The 23446-nt window shown below is 47.7% G+C and carries 14 protein-coding genes and 3 pseudogenes; 1 reads left to right on the top strand and 16 read right to left on the bottom strand.

Features of this window, described 5'->3' with window-relative positions; translation table 11 throughout:
- Position 1 precedes the first annotated feature (1 nt).
- From AC0L66_RS19425 to AC0L66_RS19490, 14 genes and pseudogenes are all read right to left on the bottom strand, one after another.
- Entirely contained in the window at positions 2-2917 is a 2916-nt protein-coding gene (locus AC0L66_RS19425; protein WP_473570462.1) for a VCBS domain-containing protein, read from the bottom strand.
- A complete protein-coding gene (locus tag AC0L66_RS19430; protein ID WP_473570463.1) occupies positions 2898-3602 on the bottom strand; it encodes a VCBS domain-containing protein in 705 nt (234 codons plus the stop codon). The genes AC0L66_RS19425 and AC0L66_RS19430 overlap by 20 nt, the downstream gene beginning before the upstream one ends.
- A 47-nt stretch (positions 3603-3649) precedes the next feature.
- Entirely contained in the window at positions 3650-4423 is a 774-nt protein-coding gene (locus tag AC0L66_RS19435) for a VCBS domain-containing protein (protein WP_473570920.1), read from the bottom strand.
- Positions 4404-5300 (bottom strand): VCBS domain-containing protein, encoded by an 897-nt coding sequence (locus AC0L66_RS19440; protein WP_473570464.1) that lies wholly within the window; start codon positions 5298-5300, stop codon positions 4404-4406. The genes AC0L66_RS19435 and AC0L66_RS19440 overlap by 20 nt, the downstream gene beginning before the upstream one ends.
- Positions 5301-5335: 35 nt before the next feature.
- A complete protein-coding gene (locus AC0L66_RS19445; protein ID WP_473570465.1) occupies positions 5336-7036 on the bottom strand; it encodes a VCBS domain-containing protein in 1701 nt (566 codons plus the stop codon).
- Positions 6966-7688, bottom strand: coding sequence for a VCBS domain-containing protein (locus AC0L66_RS19450; RefSeq protein ID WP_473570467.1), 723 nt, complete (start codon positions 7686-7688; stop codon positions 6966-6968). The genes AC0L66_RS19445 and AC0L66_RS19450 overlap by 71 nt, the downstream gene beginning before the upstream one ends.
- A complete protein-coding gene (locus AC0L66_RS19455; RefSeq protein WP_473570921.1) occupies positions 7597-8124 on the bottom strand; it encodes a VCBS domain-containing protein in 528 nt (175 codons plus the stop codon). The genes AC0L66_RS19450 and AC0L66_RS19455 overlap by 92 nt, the downstream gene beginning before the upstream one ends.
- A 1-nt stretch (position 8125) precedes the next feature.
- Positions 8126-8710, bottom strand: a complete 585-nt coding sequence (locus AC0L66_RS19460) for a VCBS domain-containing protein (protein ID WP_473570468.1) — start codon at positions 8708-8710, stop codon at positions 8126-8128.
- A complete protein-coding gene (locus AC0L66_RS19465; protein ID WP_473570470.1) occupies positions 8655-13385 on the bottom strand; it encodes a VCBS domain-containing protein in 4731 nt (1576 codons plus the stop codon). Before AC0L66_RS19465 ends, AC0L66_RS19460 begins: the two co-directional genes overlap by 56 nt.
- A gap of 298 nt (positions 13386-13683) precedes the next feature.
- A complete protein-coding gene (locus AC0L66_RS19470; protein WP_265677241.1) occupies positions 13684-14175 on the bottom strand; it encodes an Lrp/AsnC family transcriptional regulator in 492 nt (163 codons plus the stop codon).
- 170 nt (positions 14176-14345) lie between these two features.
- On the bottom strand, positions 14346-14579 hold the full coding sequence (locus AC0L66_RS19475) for a hypothetical protein (protein WP_265677242.1): 234 nt from the start codon (positions 14577-14579) through the stop codon (positions 14346-14348).
- Positions 14580-14918: 339 nt separating this feature from the next.
- Positions 14919-17976 (bottom strand): annotated as a pseudogene (locus AC0L66_RS19480) (efflux RND transporter permease subunit).
- A complete protein-coding gene (locus AC0L66_RS19485; protein ID WP_473570472.1) occupies positions 17973-19037 on the bottom strand; it encodes an efflux RND transporter periplasmic adaptor subunit in 1065 nt (354 codons plus the stop codon). Before AC0L66_RS19485 ends, AC0L66_RS19480 begins: the two are co-directional and overlap by 4 nt.
- On the bottom strand, positions 19037-20110 hold the full coding sequence (locus AC0L66_RS19490; protein ID WP_473570474.1) for an efflux RND transporter periplasmic adaptor subunit: 1074 nt from the start codon (positions 20108-20110) through the stop codon (positions 19037-19039). The genes AC0L66_RS19485 and AC0L66_RS19490 overlap by 1 nt, the downstream gene beginning before the upstream one ends.
- 244 nt (positions 20111-20354) lie before the next feature.
- Between AC0L66_RS19490 and AC0L66_RS19495 the strand changes: the two genes are divergently transcribed.
- The gene (locus AC0L66_RS19495) at positions 20355-21074 is read left to right on the top strand and encodes a TetR/AcrR family transcriptional regulator (protein WP_313897284.1); all 720 of its coding nucleotides are present in this window, start codon (positions 20355-20357) and stop codon (positions 21072-21074) included.
- Positions 21075-21174: 100 nt separating this feature from the next.
- On the opposite strand, the pseudogene putP reads toward AC0L66_RS19495, so the two are convergent.
- Both putP and AC0L66_RS19505 read right to left on the bottom strand, forming a co-directional pair.
- Positions 21175-22671: pseudogene (gene putP / locus AC0L66_RS19500) on the bottom strand (sodium/proline symporter PutP).
- A gap of 83 nt (positions 22672-22754) precedes the next feature.
- Positions 22755-23443, bottom strand: a pseudogene (locus AC0L66_RS19505) (aldehyde dehydrogenase family protein).
- Positions 23444-23446: the final 3 nt, after the last annotated feature.

Here is a 23446-nt window from a genome sequence, read left to right on the forward strand (position 1 = left end):
ATCATTGGTACCTGGTCACGCGAACTTGTAATACTTGAGTATCCGTGGCGCCGTATTTGTCTGTGACTTGAACAGTAAAGTTTTCAAAAACTTTTTGACCCCGTTCTAGCGCTTGTGTATTCGCTAATTGCTCGGATGTCAGCGTCGTATCCGTGGTTGACTCTAGATCATAGCGCCATTGCCCTGTCGACTCGTCGAGTGATAGGTTGCCGTAAGTACCAATCGCAACACCATCAACAACCGATAGCGCATTACCATTGGCATCTAAAATAACCCAACTGTGTACTTCATTCTCATCAGGGTCTTGATCATTTAAGGTACCTTGCTTAAATTGAGTTCCCGCATCTTCTTTAATCCGTATTTGGTTTACGTTACGGATGTCGGGGGCATCATTATTGCCTTCAACATTAACGTTGACGACGTAGCTATCTGTGCCACCAAAGCCATCGTCAACCGTTATAGTGAATGGGTCTTCAGCATAAATCACCCCCTCTTCCATAAAGTTGGCTTTGGCTTGATCTAACGTGTACGTCCATTCACCATCATCGTTAACGGTTAACGTACCATAGAGTCCGTCACCATCGACAACCGCCCAGTCATGGGTATCTTTAATATCATCATCCGCGACTTCAAGGTTGCCCTTAGCAACACTCAATACGCCACCATCTTCGATGACTAACCCTGAATTATCACCCGAGATGGAAGGATCATCATTCGTCCCTTCAATCTCCACTGTAACGGTATCAAAGCCAACTCCGCCTTTACCATCTGATACTTGGATTTGGAAATACTCATAGACCTTTTCACCAGTTTGCAAATGGTTGACTGAGTCATTCACTAAGGAATAAGTCCATACCCCCGAATTGGAGTCTAAAACTAGGCTACCGTAATCACCACTTGTGGCACCTACAACCGCCCATGTATGGCTATCATTTACATCAACATCGCTAGGTACTAAGGTGCCTGTCGCCGTTGGTATCGGGTCGGAATCTTCAAATACTTTACCCGTTAGTTCACTGCTTGCAGAAACCGTTGGCAGATCGTTGGTGCCATGAATCGTCACCACAATTTCTTGCGTCGCAGTGCCATCAACCGATGTAACTTGGAAACGTTCAGTTCGTGTTTCGCCTAATCCCAGTGCCTGAACGGTGACGTTGTCTTTATCAACAAGGTAAGTCCAGTTACCTTCAGGGGTAATAGTGATACTGCCTAACGGTAGTCCATCGGTAACATCTGCCACAGTCGTAACAGTCGTGGAGAAAATATTCTCCCCACTATCAATATCACTAACTTGCAAGGTTCCGGACTCTTGCAAATCACTTCCAACCACCGTGATGTCTTCTGTCACAGAACCCGATGCAACACCGGATATTGACGCACCATCATTAGTCCCATTGACCACCACTTCAACAATCTGAGAAGTACTACCATCAATGGAATAAACTCGGAAACGCTCAGTAAAGCTATCTCCAGCTCCGAGTTGTTGTACCGATGCTAAGTTATTGTCTATGGTGTACGTCCACGTACCGGAAGACGTAATTGAAACACTGCCTAAAGACGAAATGCCATTGCTGTTGTTCAATGTGTCAACGCGCGTCGGATCAAACTGATTCTCACCAGCGTCCACATCTGTCACAGTTAGATTACCAACATGAGAAAGTGTGGTTGTCTCGTCATCTTCCGTCACACTTCCTTGCACATAGTCAGTGATAAATGTTTGGTCTTCCGCCCCGTTGATTTTGACTTCAATTTCAATAGGCGTACCGTCTTCACTAAGAACGGTGAATTTTTCAGTGACCGAATCTCCCACATCCAAAGACTGAATCGCGGTCTGCTGATTGTCTACCAAATAGGTCCAGCTTCCATCGGCAGCAACGACTAACGAGCCACCTAAAGTATTGGCAGCATCAGCGCTCCCCGCTCCTACTTGGAATGTGTTCTCGTTTGCATCAGGATCATCAATAACAAGATTGCCTTCCACCTTGATGTTGTTACCGTCTAGACCCTGATCCTCTAAGCCCTCTGCGAATGTACCACTGACAATCGAAGGCACATCGTTGGTACCTTCAATGGTAATAACAACGGTATGTTCAGTACCATCTTCAGATCGCACAGTGAAGGTTTCTGTCGCGGTATCCCCTTCACCAAGGTATTCAACGTACGCATTCGCAATCGAATAATCCCACTCACCTTGAGCGTTAATTGTTAAAGTACCAACCGCATCGGTCGCTCCATTCAGTGTGCTTGTTGATGTAATTGAGCTAGGGTCCGTTTGGAATACTTCCTCATCGCTTCCATCTGTATCTTGAAGCTCAAGTACGCCACTATCCGTGAGTTCAATCAGGCTATCATTTTCTTTGACATCCCCTACCGCTTGGCTTGGATCACTGATCAGCACAGAGTCATCATTGACCCCGACAATATCGACAACAATGGTATGTTCTGTGCCATCAATGGTTTGCACCGTAAAGGTTTGTGTCGCGCGTTCACCTTCTGCTAGCCCTTGAACATTACTGCTACCATTTGGAATCTCGTATGACCAATTCCCGGCCGCATCTATGGTTAAGGCACCATCAACAAAATTACCGACGGCTGACGCAACGGAAGCAGGGATAAACGCCCCTTCACCATCATCGGCATCGCTAATAGTAGCTTGGCTACTGAAGAATAAATTGCCATCAGTATCTATTTGTGTCGCATTGTCTTCCGTTGCTTCACCATAAGATGTACCACCGATGACTGGCTCATCATCGGTACCGGTAATCGTGATGACGATGTTATGAGTAGTACCGTCTTCACTGAGTACTTGGAACGTCTCGGTACGGGTTTCGCCTTCTGAGAGTGATTGCACCGAGCTGTCGGTGTTGTCGATCTCGTAATTCCACGCGCCAGTCGCATCAATGGTCAGAGTGCCCACCGAGTGTGAGGCCGTTGCCATCATCGACTTTAGTGACGCTGGTTTGGAATTGGCTCTCGCCTTGGTCGGTGTCGCTAATCGTCAGCTGGCCGCTTTCTTTAAGCAGATCACCCGCTTGAATGTCGGTATCTTCAATGACGCCACCGATGTCAGTACCCGCTATCACGGGCGCGTCGTCAGTACCTTCAATGGTTACTTCGATGATTTGTGTTTTGCTGCCGTCAATCGAAGCGACTTCAAAGCGCTCAATACGTGTATCACCCGCACCCAGTTCTTGCACGCCAGTGAGGCTATTATCGACTTTGTAGGTCCACGTGCCGTCCGCCAAGATGGTCAGCGTGCCGAGAGGCGACTGACCTTGATCATTGTTTAGACTTGTCACAGTAGTATTGAATGCCGCTTCATCCGCATCCAAATCGGCAATGTCCAGCTTACCGCCGCCAAGTAGCTCACCCGCCACTTCGTCGGTGTCTTCTTTGACACTGTCTGGTGCGTAGTTGGTGATAAAAGTTTCATCTTCCGCGCCATTCACCGTCACACTAATCGTGTGCTCGGTGCCATCGGCTGAGGTGACGATAAAGGACTCAACTAAAGTGTCACCCACATCGAGGGCTTGCACCTGCGTTAAGGTGTTATCAATGGTGTAGGTCCAGGTGCCATCAGCTAAAATAGACAGGCTACCCAACGTGGTACCAACTGACGTCCCCGCGCCTGCGTTAAAGACATTTTCACCTAGGCGTCTTCATCGCTAATCACCAGTTGCTCAGAGGCGATAAGGTTATTGCCCACCGCACCCACATCTTCGGTCAGTTCAGCGGATTCACCACTGACGATAGTTGGCGCACCGTCCACCCCTTGAATGGTCACAACAATATCTTGATAGCTGCTGCCATCAATGGAGTACACGCGGAACACTTCGTCACGGCTATCGCCGTCACCCAGCCCCTGCACACCCGTTAACGAGTTATCGACTTGGTAACGCCATTGCCCATCGGCGGTAATGGTTAAGCTGCCTAATGGAGATTCGCCATTACCATTTTGTTGGCCTTCGACACGCGTAATATCAAATTGTGCTTCGCCACTGTCGGCATCAGCAATGTCCAAATCCCCACTGTCAGTCAAAATACCCGCGGTGTCTTCCGTCACTGAGCCGGGCTCGTAACTGCTGATGATGCTTGGATCTTCGGTACCATTCACGGTCACCGTAATGGTGTGCTCCGTGCCGTCGGCGCTTTTCACGATAAAGGATTCGGTCAGGGTATCGCCCACATCCAAGGATTGGATTGGCGTTGAGCTGTTGTCGACTTTGTAGGTCCACTGACCGTCAGTATCAATCGTCAACGTACCATTCGTGGTGCCTACTGGGACACCAGCACCTGCGATAAAGGTCTCTTCATTGGCGTCGGTATCGCTGATCACCAAGGTATTGCTGGCGACTAAGTTACCGTCAGTATCTAAGTCGACCGCCGCGTCTTCAGTGGCGTCATCACTGGCGCCACTGGCAATGCTTGGTAAATCGTTGACACTCGGTAATGGTAATCACGATGTTGTGCGTGGTGCCATCTTCACTGAGTACTTGGAACGTCTCGGTACGGGTTTCGCCTTCTGAGAGTGATTGCACCGAGCTGTCGGTGTTGTCGATTTCGTAATTCCACGCGCCAGTCGCATCGATGGTCAAGGTGCCCACCGGTGTGAGGCCGTTGCCATCATCGACTTTAGTGACGCTGGTTTGGAATTGGCTCTCGCCTTGATCGGTATCGCTAATCGTCAGCTGGCCGCTTTCTTTAAGAAGATCGCCCGCTTGAATATCGGTATCTTCAATGACGCCACCGATGTCAGTACCCGCTATCACGGGTGCGTCGTCAGTACCTTCAATGGTTACTTCGATGATTTGGGTTTTGCTGCCGTCAATCGAGGCGACTTCAAAGCGCTCAATACGTGTATCACCCGCACCCAGTTCTTGCACGCCAGTGAGGCTGTTATCGACTTTGTAGGTCCACGTGCCGTCCGCCAAGATGGTCAGCGTGCCGAGAGGCGACTGACCTTGATCATTGTTTAGACTTGTCACAGTAGTATTGAATGCCGCTTCATCCGCATCCAAATCGGCAATGTCCAGCTTACCGCCGCCAAGTAGCTCACCCGCCACTTCGTCGGTGTCTTCTTTGACACTGTCTGGTGCGTAGTTGGTGATAAAAGTTTCATCTTCCGCGCCGTTCACCGTCACACTAATCATGTGCTCGGTACCGTCAGCAGAGGTCACAATAAAGGACTCAACCAAGGTGTCACCCACATCGAGGGCTTGCACCTGCGTTAAGGTGTTATCAATGGTGTACGTCCAGGTACCGTCTGCTAGGATAGACAGGCTACCCAACGTGGTGCCCACAGACGTCCCCGCGCCTGCGTTAAAGACATTTTCACCTAAGCATCTTCATCGCTAATCACGAGCTGCTCGGTCGCAATGAGATTATTGCCGACGACCGCGACATCTTCTGTCAGTTCGTCACTGTCACCACTGATGATGGTCGGCGCGCCGTCCACCCCTTGAATGGTCACAACAATATCTTGATAGCTGCTGCCATCAATGGAGTACACGCGGAACACTTCGTCACGGCTGTCGCCGTCACCCAGCTCTTGGACACCCGTTAACGAGTTATCCACGCTGTAGCTCCACTGGCCATCGGCGGTAATGGTTAAGCTGCCTAATGGAGATTCGCCATTACCATTTTGTTGCCCTTCGACACGCGTGATATCAAATTGTGCTTCGCTACTGTCGGCATCAGCAATGTCCAAATCCCCACTGTCGGTCAAAATACCCGCGGTGTCTTCCGTCACTGAGCCCGGCTCGTAACTGCTGATAATGCTTGGATCTTCGGTACCATTCACGGTCACCGTAATGGTGTGCTCCGTGCCGTCGGCACTTTTCACGATAAAGGATTCGGTTAGGGTATCGCCCACATCCAAAGATTGAATTGGCGCTGAGCTGTTGTCGACTTTATAGGTCCATTGACCATCCGTGCCGATGGTGAGGGCACCATAAGTCGTGCCCACAGGTGTCCCAGCGCCCGCAATGAAGGTCTCTTCATTGGCGTCGGTATCACTGATCACTAAAGTATTGCTGGCGACTAAGTTGCCGTCAGTATCTAAGTCGACCACCGCGTCTTCGGTGGCGTCATCACTGGCGCCACTAACAATGCTTGGTAAATCGTTAACGCCGGTAATGGTGATGACGATGTTATGGGTCGTGCCGTCCTCACTGAGTACTTGGAACGTCTCGGTACGGGTTTCGCCTTCTGAGAGTGATTGCACCGAGCTGTCGGTGTTGTCTATCTCGTAATTCCACGCGCCAGTGGCATCAATGGTCAAGGTGCCCACTGGTGTAAGGCCGTTGCCATCATCGACTTTAGTGACGCTGGTTTGGAACTGGCTTTCGTCTTGGTCGGTATCGCTAATCGTCAACTGACCACTTTCTTTAAGTAAGTCACCACTTTGGACCTCAAAGTCTTCGGTGACACCACCAATGTCAGTACCCGCTATCACGGGTGCGTCGTCAGTGCCTTCAATGGTCACTTCGATGATTTGGGTTTTACTGCCGTCAATCGAGGTGACTTCAAAGCGCTCAATACGCGTATCACCCACACCGAGCTCTTGCACGCCTTCTAGGCTATTGACAACTTTGTAGGTCCACGTGCCGTCGGCCAAGATGGTCAGCGTGCCGAGAGGGGACTGACCTTGGTCGTTAGTTAAGTTCGTCACCGTGGTGTTAAACGCCGCTTCTCCGGCATCCAAATCAGCAATATCGAGTTTACCGCCACCTAATAGCTCACCCGCCACTTCGTCGGTGTCTTCTTTAACACTGTCTGGTGCGTAGTTGGTGATAAAAGTTTCATCTTCCGCGCCATTCACGGTCACGCTAATCGTGTGCTCGGTGCCATCGGCGGAGGTGACGATAAAGGACTCGACCAAGGTGTCACCCACATCGAGGGCTTGCACCTGCGTTAAGGTGTTATCAATGGTGTAGGTCCACGTACCGTCAGCAAGAATAGAGAGGCTACCTAATGTGGTACCCACAGACGTCCCTGCGCCAAGCATTAAAGACATTTTCACTGCTAGCGTCTTCATCGCTAATCACCAGTTGCTCAGAGGCGATAAGGTTATTGCCCACCGCACCCACATCTTCGGTCAGTTCATCGCTATCACCACTGACGATGGTCGGCGCGCCGTCCACCCCTTGAATGGTCACAACAATATCTTGATAGCTGCTGCCATCAATCGAGTACACGCGGAATACTTCGTCACGGCTATCGCCGTCACCCAGCTCCTGCACACCCGTTAACGAGTTATCGACTTGGTAACGCCATTGCCCATCGGCGGTAATGGTTAAGCTGCCTAATGGAGATTCGCCATTACCATTTTGTTGCCCTTCGACACGCGTAATATCAAATTGTGCTTCGCCACTGTCGGCATCAGCAATGTCCAAATCCCCACTGTTAGTCAAAATACCCGCGGTGTCTTCCGTCACTGAGCCGGGCTCGTAACTGCTGATGATGCTTGGATCTTCGGTACCATTCACGGTCACCGTAATGGTGTGCTCCGTGCCGTCGGCGCTTTTCACGATAAAGGATTCGGTCAGGGTATCGCCCACATCCAAGGATTGGATTGGCGTTGAGCTGTTGTCGACTTTATAGGTCCACTGACCATCCGCGCCGATGGTAAGCGCGCCGTAAGTCGAGCCTACTGGCGTGCCTGCGCCAAGCAATGAAGGTCTCTTCATTGGCGTCGGTATCGCTGATCACTAAAGTATTGCTGGCGACTAAGTTACCGTCAGTATCTAAGTCGACCACCGCGTCTTCGGTGGCGTCATCACTGGCGCCACTGACAATGCTCGGTAAATCGTTAACGCCGGTAATGGTGATGACGATGTTATGGGTCGTGCCGTCCTCACTGAGTACTTGGAACGTCTCGGTACGGGTTTCGCCTTCTGAGAGTGATTGCACCGAGCTGTCGGTGTTGTCGATTTCGTAATTCCACGCGCCAGTCGCATCGATGGTCAAGGTACCCACTGGTGTGAGGCCGTTGCCGTCGTCCACTTTAGTGACGCTGGTTTGGAATTGGCTCTCGCCTTGATCGGTATCGCTAATCGTCAGCTGGCCGCTTTCTTTAAGAAGATCACCCGCTTGAATATCGGTATCTTCAATGACGCCACCGATGTCAGTACCTGGCTATCACGGGCGCATCGTCGGTACCTTCAATGGTCACTTCGATGATTTGTGTTTTGCTGCCATCAATCGAGGCGACTTCAAAGCGCTCAACGCGTGTATCGCCGTCGCCGAGCTCTTGCACGCCAGTGAGGCTGTTATCGACGTTGTACGTCCACGTGCCGTCGGCCAAGATGGTCAGCGTGCCCAATGGCGACTGACCTTGATCATTGTTTAGACTCGTCACAGTAGTATTGAACGCCGCTTCATCCGCATCCAAATCGGCAATGTCGAGCTTACCGCCGCCAAGTAGCTCACCCGCCACTTCGTCGGTGTCTTCTTTGACGCTGTCTGGGGAATAATTAGTGATGAAGGTTTCATCTTCCGCGCCGTTCACGGTCACACTAATCGTGTGCTCGGTGCCATCGGCGGAGGTGACGATAAAGGACTCAACTAAAGTGTCACCCACATCGAGGGCTTGCACCTGCGTTAAGGTGTTATCGATGGTGTAGGTCCACGTACCGTCAGCAAGAATAGAGAGGCTACCTAATGTGGTACCCACAGACGTCCCTGCGCCGAGCATTAAAGACGTTTTCACCCGCATCTTCGTCACTGATGACCAGCTGCTCAGACGCGATGAGGTTGTTACCCACCACGCCGACATCTTCGGTCAGTTCATCGCTATCACCACTGACGATGGTCGGCGCGCCGTCCACCCCTTGAATGGTCACAACAATATCTTGATAGCTGCTGCCATCAATCGAGTACACGCGGAATACTTCGTCACGGCTATCGCCGTCACCCAGCTCCTGCACACCCGTTAACGAGTTATCGACTTGGTAACGCCATTGCCCATCGGCGGTAATGGTTAAGCTGCCTAATGGAGATTCGCCATTACCATTTTGTTGCCCTTCGACACGCGTAATATCAAATTGTGCTTCGCCACTGTCGGCATCAGCAATGTCCAAATCCCCACTGTCAGTCAAAACACCCGCGGTGTCTTCTGTCACTGAGCCCGGCTCGTAACTGCTGATGATGCTTGGATCTTCGGTACCATTCACGGTCACCGTAATGGTGTGCTCCGTGCCGTCGGCACTTTTTACAATAAAGGATTCGGTTAGGGTATCGCCCACATCCAAGGATTGGATTGGCGCTGAGCTGTTGTCGACTTTATAGGTCCACTGACCATCCGCGCCGATGGTAAGCGCGCCGTAAGTCGAGCCTACTGGCGTGCCTGCGCTAGCAATGAAGGTCTCTTCATTGGCGTCGGTATCGCTGATCACTAAAGTATTGCTGGCGACTAAGTTACCGTCGCTATCGAGATCCACCGCGGCGTCTTCGGTGGCGTCATCACTGGCACCACTGACAATGCTTGGTAAATCGTTAACGCCGGTAATAGTGATGACGATGTTGTGCATCGTGCCATCTTCACTGAGTACTTGGAACGTCTCGGTACGGGTTTCGCCTTCTGAGAGTGATTGCACCGAGCTGTCGGTGTTGTCGATCTCGTAATTCCACGCGCCAGTCGCATCAATGGTCAGAGTGCCCACCGGTGTGAGGCCGTTGCCATCATCAACTTTAGTGACGCTGGTTTGGAATTGGCTCTCGCCTTGATCGGTATCGCTAATCGTCAGCTGGCCGCTTTCTTTAAGAAGATCACCCGCTTGAATATCGGTATCTTCAATGACGCCACCGATGTCAGTACCCGCTATCACGGGCGCGTCGTCAGTACCTTCAATGGTCACTTCGATGATTTGGGTTTTGCTGCCATCAATCGAGGCGACTTCAAAGCGCTCAACGCGTGTATCGCCGTCGCCGAGTTCTTGCACGCCAGTGAGGCTGTTATCGACGTTGTACGTCCACGTGCCGTCCGCCAAGATGGTCAGCGTGCCCAATGGCGACTGACCTTCATCGTTATTTAAGCTTGTCACCGTGGTGTTAAACGCCGCTTCACCGGCATCTAAATCGGCGATGTCGAGTTTGCCGCCACCGATAAGCTCACCCGCCACTTCGTCGGTGTCTTCTTTGACGCTGTCTGGGGAATAATTAGTGATGAAAGTTTCATCTTCCGCGCCGTTCACCGTCACACTAATCGTGTGCTCTGTACCGTCAGCAGAGGTCACAATAAAGGACTCAACGAAGGTGTCACCCACATCGAGGGCTTGCACCTGCGTTAAGGTGTTATCGATGGTGTAGGTCCAGGTACCGTCAGCAAGAATAGACAGGCTACCTAACGTGGTGCCCACAGACGTCCCCGCGCCTGCATTAAAGACGTTTTCACCCGCGTCTTCGTCGCTGATAATCAGTTGCTCAGTCGCAGTTAGATTATTGCCCACAACCGCAACGTCTTCGGTGAGTTCCGCAGATTCACCACTGACGATGGTTGCTGAATCATTGCTACCCGTAATCGTAATCACGACGTCTTGGCTAGTGACGGCTCCTTTATCATCCGTCACGCTAACCGTATAAGTAACGTCCTGAACTTGTCCGTCTTTCAAGGCTTGAGTCGCATCAGAATCGTTATCTAGTGTAAATGTCCAGTTGCCAGACACGGGATCAATCACAAACGTCCCAAAGTCACTATCACCGCTGTATGAGAAACTGGCTACTGAGTCCGCATCAACGTCAGTTGCAACAATGTTACCCGTGGCAATATCAACACCAGAAACATTGTCATCACCCGCTTCGATGACAGAACCAGTTACGACACTGGAATCTTCAATCACTGGAACATCATTCGTACCCGTAATGGTAATGGTGACTGTTTCGGTATTCACCGCACCAAACTCATCGGTGACTTTGACCGAAAAGTTAACGTCTTGCTTCTGTCCTTCTTTTAAGGCTTGAGTCTGTACTGAATCATTATTGAGTGTGAATAACCACGTACCATCAGAAGCCACGCTGAGGTCACCGTAATCACTGCTGCCATCATCGGTTGAAAACGTTAGCAATGCATCGCTATCAACGTCAGAGCCAAATAGAGTCCCTGACGCAGTCGGGGTTCCGGCGACTTCGGTTCCGTCATCATTATGACCGGCTTCTGTCACTTCACCAGTAAACGTGCTACTGGAGGTAAATACTGGCTGATCGTTGGTGCCTGTGATAGCGACCGTGATTGTTTCCGTATTCACGGCGCCAAACTCGTCACGCACCGTTACGGTGAAGGTCTCGTTATGCACCTCACCCTCTTTGAGAGCCTGAGATTGGGCGGTATCGTTATCTAACGTAAATACCCATGCACCATCAGGGTCAACCGTCATCGAACCATAGTCGCTACTGCCATCTTCAATAAAGAATGTCAGATTTGCACTGGCATCTACGTCCGAGCCAACAAGCGTACCTGTCGCGGTAGCAACGCCATCCACCAACGTGCCATCATCAAGATGGCCGGACTCTGTCACGGAACCTTGTAAATCACTACTTGATAAAATGGTGGGCTGATCATTGGTGCCAACAATCGTAATTGTCACGGGTTGGGTGACTGACGCACCGACTTCATCCGTCGCAATAACATCAAACACCACAGAGGTTTCTTGTCCCTCACGCAATGCTTGGGTAGCAGCAGAAGCATTGTCGAGCTGGAAACTCCAAACTCCAGTTTGAGCATCTATTTCAAAAGAGCCAAAATCACTTTGTCCTTGGTAGGTAAACGTAACGGTACCGTCAACGTCTGATGCGTTAATGGTGTCACTCGCTGTCGAAGTTCCAGTGACCACCGTGCCATCATCTAAATGACCAGCCTCAGTCACTAGCCCCGTTGTCCCGGTCAAATCATCAATAACAGGCGTATCATTGGTGCCTGTAATCGTAATCGAGACGACTTCTCGGCTTACCGCGCCAAACTCGTCAGTAACCGTGACGACAAAATCCAGTTGCTTGGTTTCGCCTTCCGTTAACGCTTGAGTCGCATTCGATTCATTATCGAGGGTAAACGTCCATTTACCTTCACCATCAAACGTCATTTCTCCAAAATCAGTAATGCCATCGATAACTTGATAATCTAATATCGCATCGGCATCGACATCCGTCGCGACTAAAGTACCCGTCGCGACTGAATTACTTGCTGCACCATCACCAGATTCAGTGACCATTCCCGTTGTATCGCCACTCGCACCAAACGTTGGCACGTCATTTGTACCTTCAATAGTGATAGGCAGCGTTTGAGTAACCTGCGCGCCTTTATCATCAGTAACCGTAATGGTGAAGGTTGTATCAACAGAATCCCCTTCTTTAAGGGCTTGTGTTGCAGGAGCACTATTGTCTAAGGTAAACAGCCATTCACCCGTCAACTCATCAACCGTTAATGTGCCGTATTCGTTACTCGCGTCTTGGACACCATACGTAAGCACAGCATCGGTATCATTGTCGGTTGCTATAATTTGACCTTCGGCTGTCGCAAGACCATCGACATTAGTGCCGTCATCCAAACTGCCCGCTTCCACAACATCAGCAGAGCCTACATCGATAATATCGGGGATATCGTTGATTGGGTTGATTGTCAGTAGAACACCGCCCGTCTGAACTGAGTTTTCGGCACCTCGTCCATCGTCCACGGTATATAAAATCTGACCCGCGTCATCGCCGGAAGTGTATTCTTGGGGCGCATCATATTGAAGGGATTCGAACTCAGTTTCAGTGAGCACTTGACCCACTTTTACTGGTGTGCCATCGGCAAGGGTGAGCACACCAAGCTTAGGTAGCTCGGTAATAATAAGCGTTAACGTGTCATTGTTAGCATCAGTGGGAAAGCTTAGATTTAGATCGCCATCTAGTGATTCTTCGTCAAAATTACGAGCATCAAAAACGGTAACAGGTGCGGAGTTTGCGAGAATATCGAGTAACGTATCAGTTTGAGGTTGATTGAGGTCTTGACTATTCAGTCCAGTAGTTTCAAAAAAGGTTGCCGCTAAAACTTGCTCTTGAGTTGCTTCTACCGTTGTTGCCTCAGAAATACTTGAACTGACAGCGTCGCCTGCCGCAGTGGCTTGGTCTTCATTTTGGGTTGGATCTTGGCCCGTTTCAATTTGCGAAATAATATCCGCAATCTCTTGATTATCCGATGAGTTCAACCGCGTTGATTTAACAACTTGCCCATTTTCTCCGATGACATCAATGCCAGCAAGCTCACTAGAATCTTGACCGTCGACGACTGACAGAACCGCTTCACCAGGCTGAGGTTCACCCCCCTCGGCCAAGACCTTTAGCTGACCTTTTTTATCAAGAACTAAGGTTCCCGTAACACTTGCAAGCCCCAAAAATACCGCAAAACCCATAGCGCGCTCCTTTACACCAAACTCTCGGACAAGAGATCATCGGACAATCAATAACAAAGCAATTAATCAGCTGAAAAACAACGATTTGCCCATGTCGAACTACATGTTAGTTAGTATAGGTAGATCGAATGTCATTTCTAATATATATAACCTTAAATACCAGATTTAGTTACAAATATGAATCAAAGAGTCAGGCTTTCTTATAGGATTCTCAAAAAAGAAATACTGAGTAGCGATAGGCGGAAAAAAGATCGCGTCCTAATAATTACAAGCGGAGAGAGGTATGGATTTGTATGGACTATGTATTGAGCGTATCAAGTAATTCTGGGTTAACACCAAAACCTGTTTTATGTTCTTCAATCACCACTTCACTGCGTGTTTGAATGACACCGGGCAGCGTTCCCAGCTTAGTCGACATAAAGGATTGATAGGATTTCATATCTTTTGTTCGCACTTTAATCATGGTGTCGAAGTCACCAGAAAGAGAATAGCATTCTTCTATTTCAGGCATTAAATCTACAGCTTTAGCGAATTTATCAAAAATAGAGAAACTGGTCTGATCGAGACGAATATGGATAAAAACTTGGACATCCAACCCTAATTTCTCGGGGTTCAATTCAGCATGATACCCCTGGATAAAGCCTTCTTTTTCAAGTCGCTTTACACGGTCGGAGCATGGGGAGGTAGTGAGATTGACTTGCTTTGCCAATTCCACGATCGGCATACGACCTTTGAGGGTCAATATCCTAAGTATTTCTAAATCAATTTTATCTAAAGCAAGCTGAGCCACGATAACATCTCAAGTAAGTAATTGTTACTTGATTGTAAATCAAATGCTAGCAGGTTAAAAACACCACGGATCACACTCTGCGACTAATCCAATTTAACTACGCTTATTTTTGACAAACGCAGATAGTCGCAAAAGTATGATTGATTTTACAAATACCTTAGCCGTTAACGCTACGCAAGGTTAGCTTGTTGGTTCATCACAGGTTTAGCTTCCACCTGATTTTCTTGGTTGCATACTCGGCAAATAATGCGACGTTCCAATTTGTAATATCCACTGCCATTCACTAGTTGTGACATCAGCTGCTGAAAACTTTGTAAGATAGAGGCACTGTCATTTGGGCTACGTTTCATCACCGCTTTATGTGCCGTTTTCTTTTTGCACGCCGCACAGTAGTTCGTTGGCATTTTGCTGTTCTCCTAGAAGTCTGATCATTTGCTGACCATATTGTGTTCAAGGTCAGCGTGTATAGAAAACGATCATTGCAGAAAATGAGGCATACATTCAAAATTCATGTCATTTATTTGCGAATTTTTGATCAAGATGCCGAAACTTACTTACATATTGCCCGATCTCAACGCTCAACTCTCGAGATAGACGACCAAGTGCGGTGTCGGATCCTGAATCATTCACGCGCTAAATAGCAAAGAAAACAGCTAACCGCCCATCATGTATGATCTGAGAACATAAAAAAGCCCGCGACATGCGGGCTTTGGAATCCAGACAATATTAATACATCATCAATTTTACTGAATCGGCTTAATGTTGAAGAAAATGGCAAAAAGCACTGGGACAACAATCAATGTCAATATGGTCGCAAAACCAAGCCCAGCCATGATCGTCACTGCCATTGAACCAAAAAATGCATCAAAGACTAATGGGATCATACCTAATATGGTCGTTAGAGCAGCCATACTCACTGGCCGCACGCGACTTACCGCGCTATCGACGATGGCCTGATACGGATCCTTACCCGTTGCTAACTCCAAATTTATTTGGTCCATCAAGACGATCCCATTTTTTAGGATCATTCCGCTTAGACTTAACAAACCCAGTAATGCTGTGAAACTAAACGGCATCCCAGAAAGCAGTAAACCAAATGCCACACCAATAATGGATAATGGCACGGTCAACCAAATCACCAGTGGCTTCTTAAATGAGTTAAATAGCAACATCGTGATGATAAACATCAGTAAGTAACCCATAGGTAGAGATTTAAACATGCCTTCTTGCGCATCTTTTGATGACTCGTATTCGCCGCCCCATTCTAATGAATAACCTTCTGGCAGCACAATGGCTTCAACTTGTGGTTGAATACGAGCAAACAATGTCGCCGCCGTTTCATCACCCAATACGTCATGATCAGCAAGAACGGTAAGCGTACGCTTTCTATCACGACGTTGAATCAAAGGCTCGCTCCAATCTAACGTGACATTATCCACCACCTGCTCAACCGGAACGTACGTCTGAAGCATCGGACTCCAGATAGAGATATTTTGTAGGGACGAATAATCCACCCGTTCTTCTTCCGTCAAACGGGTAACAATCGGCAGGCGCTGCGTACCATCTCGAAACACACCAATGGCGTTGCCACCAAACGCTAACTGTAAGGTATTCGAGAGATCTTCTTTTGAAATACCAAGCCGACGAGCTTTTGATTCGTTAAATTGAGGCACGAGTTCTTTCGTGCGCTCTCGCCAGTCATGACGAATATTACGCGCCCCTGAATCAGCAAGAAGAATATCTTCAACTTGAACGGCAACATCACGCAATATTTGTGGATCGGGCCCGATGATTCTCGCTTCTATTTTGGAAGCAGGAGAAGGTCCAAATTCCATTAAACGCAGCTGGAACGATGGCGCGGTAAACTCACTCGATAGGGTTTGATCCAGCTTGTCCAATAACGTAAACATATCGTCGCGATTCGTGGCTCGAACCTGCAACTGAGCATACGCTTCGTAGCTCTTTTCTGGCTGATAGGTCAACATGAATCGCTGTAAGCCTTGCCCAACCGATGTCGACACAAAATTCACATCTTCTTGCGATCGAATATAGGCTTCCACTTTTTCAGTTTGCTTCAATGTTTGTCTGATATCCGTGCCTTCTGGCATCCACATATCAACAAAAAACATAGGCGTATTGGAGGCTGGGAAAAACGACTGTTTCACCATGCCAAACGCCATAACAGCAGAAATAAGTAACGCGACCATTCCTATAACGGTCAACCAACGCAGTTTTAACGCCAGCTCCAATGACCAACGAAATACGGTAAATAAAATACCTTTATACGGTTCTACTCAGCTCTGAGCCGACCATGACAGTCTCCTCTTTAAGCATTAGGCTTGCTAGAAAAGGCGTTAGTGTCAGTGCTGTAATCCAACTTAAAAATAGTGAAAAGCAGAGCACCCAAAACAATGAGCCCATAAACTCACCCGTTGCATCTTGAGAAAGCCCAATCGGTGCAAATGCGGTAATAGCAATAACGGTTGCGCCGAGTAGTGGCCACTGCGTTTGCTTGGCTATCGCTTTCGCTGCTTCTGTTTTCGTTTTGCCCTGTTTTAACCCAACTAGTATCCCCTCGACCACAACGATGGCGTTATCCACCAGCATCCCCAAAGCAATAATCAAAGCGCCAAGGGAAATTCGATGCAGTTCGATATTATTAATACTCATCAAAATGAAAGTACCAAATACCGTCAAGAGCAATACGATTCCAATAATCAGACCGCTGCGTACCCCCATGGCAAACAGTAGTACAACAATGACAATGGCCACGGCTTGCGCCAAACTGACGACAAAATCTTTTACCGATTTATCGACTTCCGTCGATTGGTTGTAAAAATAATCTAAATTTACGCCCGCTGGTTTAATATTCTCAAGCTCGCTCAATTTCGTATCAATCACGTGACCAACGTCTACAACGTTCACCCCAGATGTAAACGAAATTGCTAAATTAATCGCAGGTTTACCATTAAAGGTAATCACGTTTGATGGCTTTTCTTGGATACCTTTCGATATCTTTGCGACGTCTTTTAATCGAATCAAATTGCTAGTATCTCGGCCATGAATAATGAGGTTTTCCAGCGATTCTACTGAGTTAAGGCTCCCGTTCGGACGAATGGCTAGGTTGTCACCATTAATCATGATTTCCCCAGCAGACTGAACGCTGTTTTGTTGATTAAGCAATCCCGCTACGGTGTTCATGTCAAGGTTAAGCGCCGACAAGCGATTAAGTGAAAGCTCAACAAACAACATTTCTTGCTGATCACCAGAAATCGCGACTTTACCCACGCCATCAACGAGCTCGATTTCTCGGCTTAAATAATCCGCATAACGTTTAAGCTCTACGTAATCATAGCCGTCTCCCGTCAACATAATCATCACGCCGAACACATCGCCAAAGTCATCAATGATTTGCACCGAGTTCACACCACTTGGCAAGTTCGGCTTTAAATCGTTAATCTTGCGGCGCATTTCATCCCAAATTTGTGGCAGCTCATCTGGGCCATAATCCATCCGCATACTGACCATGATTTGCGACATTCCGTCTGAGGATGTGGACTTAATATTATCGATGTATGGCAACTGTCGAATCTGTTTCTCTAATGGATACGTCAGTTCTTCTTCAACTTCCGTTGAAGTGGCGCCTGGGTAGGTAGAAATAATCATGGCATCTTTAATCGTAAATGCCGGGTCTTCAAGACGCCCCAGATCCATAAACGATGTGATACCACCGACGGTTAAAATAACGATGAAAAGCCAGCTAATCACTCGGTTCTTAATTGAATATTCCGTAAGACTCATTTCTCTTCACTCCCTTTAAGCGTCACTAACTCACCATCACGAAGCTTTCTCAAACTCGAAATAATCAATACATCCCCTTCCATCACGCCCGAATCGACAATGACACCAAAGCTATTAACCTGATCCACATGCACCAAACTGCGCATTGCCTTGCCATCAATGTGCTTCCACACATAAAACTCAGAAGCAGACGTGCCAGGCTCAAGTGCCGTCATCGGCAATTGATAACCTTGAATTGAACTCAAGCCAGCGGCCACCATGTCAACATGCACACTCACGCTTGCGCCAGGCAATATGGTTTGTTTAGGTTGCGGCATTTGCAGCCAAAGCTCATAGGCTCGAGACTGTGCATCGGGCTCACTCGAGTGCTCTAGATATTGCATCGTAAAGCCATTGTCTCGGTCGGGGAAAAAAGCCAACGGTTGATAGTTATTGCGTTGAGCGTCTGGCGTAATAGACGCCAAGATGTAATCAGAGAGACTTATTTTCACGTAGACTTTGTCAGCCTGGTACACGGACACGATGGTTTCACCCGGGCTGGTATTTTCAAAGCGCTCTTTCAATACATCCGCTACAACGCCAGTAAAAGGCGCTCGTAAGCTGGTGTATTGCAGCTGATGCTGCATATTCTGATACTTTGCTTTGGCTAATTGTTTATTTGATGTCAACTCATCAAGTTCAGAGTTGGAAATCATATCTTTAGCAAACAACTCTGTCCCTCGACGCAGTTGCTTCGTCGCCAATTCAAATTGAGCTTGAGCATCTCGATATTGTTGCTGCAGTTTTTTATCATCTAATTTAGCAACAACCTGTCCTTTCTTAACGGATTGACCGGGTTTAACGAGAAGGTGAGATATTTCACCACGAATACGAAAAGCCAGATTGGTTTGCTCTGCCGTCACAACTTGACCACGAAACTCCCGAAACTGCTTCGACACTGGTTGAGAGACATGGAAAGACGCCACCATTGTCTCCGCGGCATTGCGTGTCGTCACATCGGAGTTGCAGCCTTGTAGCGCAAGTAACGCTAAACCCAGTGTAATGAAAAATACCTTTCTCATTAGATGCCACCCTCGCGAGTCCATAGTTTAACTTGCTGACCTTCCATCAAATTTCCAGCGCCAGCGATCACAACCTGATCACCATGTTGAAGGCCTGCGGTAATTTCACCCAGCTCATTAAGCACCAATTTAATTTGGTGGACCTCTTGCGTCGCAGGTTCAAATATCCAAACTTGGCCTTCACCCTCTTGTTGCGTTATCCAGGCACTTTTAGGAAGCGATATAGCACGGTGAGTGAGTTCACTTTGAATATGAACCTGTCCAGACATCCCGGATAAAATATTAATATTTACTGGCTTGCGTATCGAAACCGACGCCGTATAACTGTTGGTATCTACATCCGGCTGCATCGCAATTTCACGAAATGAGGCTTCAATCTGTTGATTACGGTGACTGTCTAACGTTACAAAGAATCTCTGCTGCTGCAGTTCATCAAATGACATCGATTTCACAACAGGAACGGGAATTGAAAACGTGACATCCAACTCATCACTACTGATTAAATTGAGGATTGGCTGTTTTTCTCCAACCACCTCGTACGCTTTGTGGTAAGTCATTGAAACAACACCATCAAACGGAGCAATAATCTGGGTATAGCCAAGATCAGATTTGGCTTGCTCAAGTGCCGCTTCCGCCGCCTTATATTGAGTTTCTTGCTGATCAAATCTATCGGCGCTAATCAGCTTTTTCTCGACCAGTTGCTGTGCTCGTTTGAGCTGTGAATTAGCCAAGTCAAACTCTGCCTGACGAGCGTCTAGCGCGACTTGGTAATCGGTAGGATCCAGTGTTGCAAGAATTTCTCCCGCTTTCACCGACTCGCCCATTTTGACATCAATTGACGCCACTTGACCGCCTACTTGGAACGATAACTGTGCGCGATCGGTTGCATCAACTTGCGCTAAATAACTATTGATTGGAGCAAAGTTTAGCGCTGGAACCTCAAGCACCTTAACAGGCTTAATGATCGGTTCATGGATTTCAGATTGAGCTTGGTTACATCCCGACAGACTCATGGCTGCCAATACAGGTAACGCAATCAAGGCACTTCGTTTGAATAGACGATAAGTGTTCATAGTATTTATCTCTGATATTGTAATTATACTTTACAGTTGTGCAGTATATGTATAATTTACATCAGATCAACAGTTACTGCACAGTCGTATAGTATAATTTTTTATCGCAGTATCATTCACTTTGGTTATATGAGCATCGTCACCCACGCTCATTAATCATCAGCGTTCATTTATGAACACCTTGTCGGTGAACAGGAAAGTGCAGTACCCTATACCAGTACATCGAAAATAAAAAAGGTATCGAGTGGAGAAGAAAAAAGGGCGTCGTAGTGCCATGGCGGCGGAAGAGACAAAGAATTTAATCATGACCGTTGCCGCAGAAATGTTCTGTGAATTAGGATATGAACGCGTGTCTATTCGCAACATCAGTGAAAAGGCTGGGGTGTCACATAGCCTAATTCGTCACCACTTTGGCAGCAAAGAGAAAATTTGGTATTGCATCAGTGACCATTTGCACGCCTATATGCAAAAATACATCCTACATCTACTCGATGAACTACCAGAAAATACGCCTGCCAACGTTAAGCTTTACCGCTTTTCCGTCGAAATGCTGGCCCATATCATCGTCATAAGACAGCCAATCCAGCTCATTGCTGACGCCATGCGACAAGAAAATGAGTTCTTCGACTATTTTATCGATAGTCATGGAGAAATTGAGAGTGTTGTCAATAAGTTAGTCGATGCTTATAACGTCAGCCATTCTGAAACACCGCTCAACATGGTTGAGTTAAAATGGCAGATGATGATGTACGCCCACGGCGCCGCCTGCATGCTACCCATGCTTAAAGCGACATGGGCTGAAGAAACCCAAGATTTGGATGCATGTTTGGTGAAGCACTGGTCGATGTTTGAAAATCAAGTCGCCTGTCGGTTTGACATCGCTGCGGCCGATCGTCTCACGCCGAGTAAATTGGAAGACCTAGTGCACAAAGTAGAATGTGGCTGGAAAGAAACCCCACTTTAAGCGTTGTTGGTTTAGAACTCCCACATCAATACACTAGATACGATCAAAAAAGGCTCCTCTCATTCTGCGATGAGTAGGAGCCTTTTTGTAGAAAGAACGGTTAGTCTAGTTCAACTAAGTTCTTTTCAAAGACATCATGTTGATCTTGTACGTCTTTCGAAGGACCACCTGTTAGCGCACTCACTACGACGATGGCGATTGCTGACAAGATAAATCCTGGAACAATTTCATAAACGTCGAAGATGCCACTAGGTGATTTGTTTCCAAACCACGATGGTAATACCACCAACCAAAATACCTAAGCAATCGCACCATTACGGTTCATACCCGCCCAATACAGGCTTAGCAGTACTGCAGGGCCAAACGCTGCACCAAAACCTGCCCATGCATAAGAGACAAGACCAAGAACCGAGCTATCTGGCGTCATGGCTAGCACCAAAGCAACAATCGAGATAACCACAACCCCAACACGACCAACCGTAACCACTTGCTCTGAAGTGGCTTCTTTATTGATCACTTGCTTGTAGAAATCTTCCGCTAGTGCTGAAGATGACACCAATAACTGAGAATCGGCTGTACTCATGATGGCAGCCAAAATAGCCGCTAGTAAGATACCGGCAATCACAGGGTGGAACATCGCGTTCACTAGCAGCATGAAGATTTTTTCACCATCAGCGAGCACATCCCCACCCGAATTTGTCACATACAGCAGGCCAATCACACCAACCAGCATTGCACCGACCATAGACAGAGCCGACCACACCACAGCAATACGACGAGCCGTTGTTAAGTCTTTATTACTGCGTGTCGCTTTAAAACGGGCAAGAATGTGTGGTTGACCAAAGTAACCCAGACCCCAAGCCACAAGCGAAATAATTGCGATTGCAGATAACGGCTGACCTTTGGTGTCGTTCCATAGGGTAAGTAGTTCAGGATTGATCGCTCTAAGATCGCTGACTACTTGCCCAAATCCACCTTGCATCGCAGCAACTGGGACAATCATTAACGCCGCAGCCATGAGCAGGCCCTGTACTAGATCCGTCCAAGACACCGCAAGGAAGCCACCAAATAGCGTATAAGACACAACACATACCGTGCCAATAATGACCGCTGTGGTGTAGTCCAAACCAAAGACCGTCTCAAACAGTTTACCGCCCGCCACTAAACCAGAGCTGGTATAGAAAAGGAAGAAAAGCAAAATAAAGAACGCAGAAATTACCTGAATCATTTTCGAGTTGTCATTAAAACGACGAGAAAAATATTCCGGTAAGGTTAGCGCGTCAGTAGTAATACTGTAAGTACGAAGGCGTTTAGCACACAGTAGCCAGTTCAGCCATGTGCCTAACAGCAAGCCACCAGCTAGCCAGAATGCTTCAATACCAGCGGCATAAGCGTAACCTGGCAGACCCAGCAATAGCCAGCCACTCATGTCAGACGCACCTGCCGACAAAGCCGCAGGCCATGGTCCTAATGAACGTCCGCCCAAAAAGTAGTCACTTGAGTTTGATGTGCGCTTATAGGCAATCACACCAATGGCAAGCATCATCGCTAAATACGCGATAAAAGTTGTGGTAATAGCAAAGCTATTTTGAATCATTATTATTTCCTCATCCTAGAATTCAGCCTTCACTCTGAATAGTCAAAGTGAAGGCCGATAGGGGGCATTAGCAAAAATACCGTTTAACTACCGAGTTCTAACAAGGTAGCGTTCCCCCCACTGCTGTAATATTGATCGTTCGGGTTCTTTCTGTAATGAACTTCAATACTAAGTTTGGATCGTGTGACGTTGGCATTGACGTCAGATCCGTTTCAGACACCAACAAACCAATCGCACTAGTACGACTTGCCAATTGATGATTGACCTGCCATAACGTGTCTTCAGAGCCGACCAATCCTACGACTCGAACATCTAAGTCGATAAAGGCATTGGCTTCTTCTAAAGGAACGATATGAACAAGCTGTGATGGCAATTGAGAACGCTCAACCGCCGAAACTAAAAGTTGATTAAAGGTCGTATTGTTTGAGCTAACAATAACGCCATTACCTGCAATTAACGCGGCTGTGATCTGAGCAATGGCCGCAATACTCGCTTGTGCATCTTCGCTTTCAACAATAATAAGCACCACACCACGACCCGCCGCATAGAGCTCATTGGTTTCACCCGTTGGTCCCGGCATTAAATGAGGCGCGCCCAATAGTACATTCGCCTGCTGGATGTGGTACGCCATGACACTCGCTAACGTCCCATTCACTTCATTCATATTACGTTGCAGTGACAGTACGCACTCTCGCTGCTCGGCAAACTCAGTGATGTTCCATTGCTCCCAAGCACTAAAAACATCAGAGAAAATTGTTGTGTTATTGACCATGAT

This window comes from Vibrio sp. GJ43-1, from assembly GCF_055808835.1.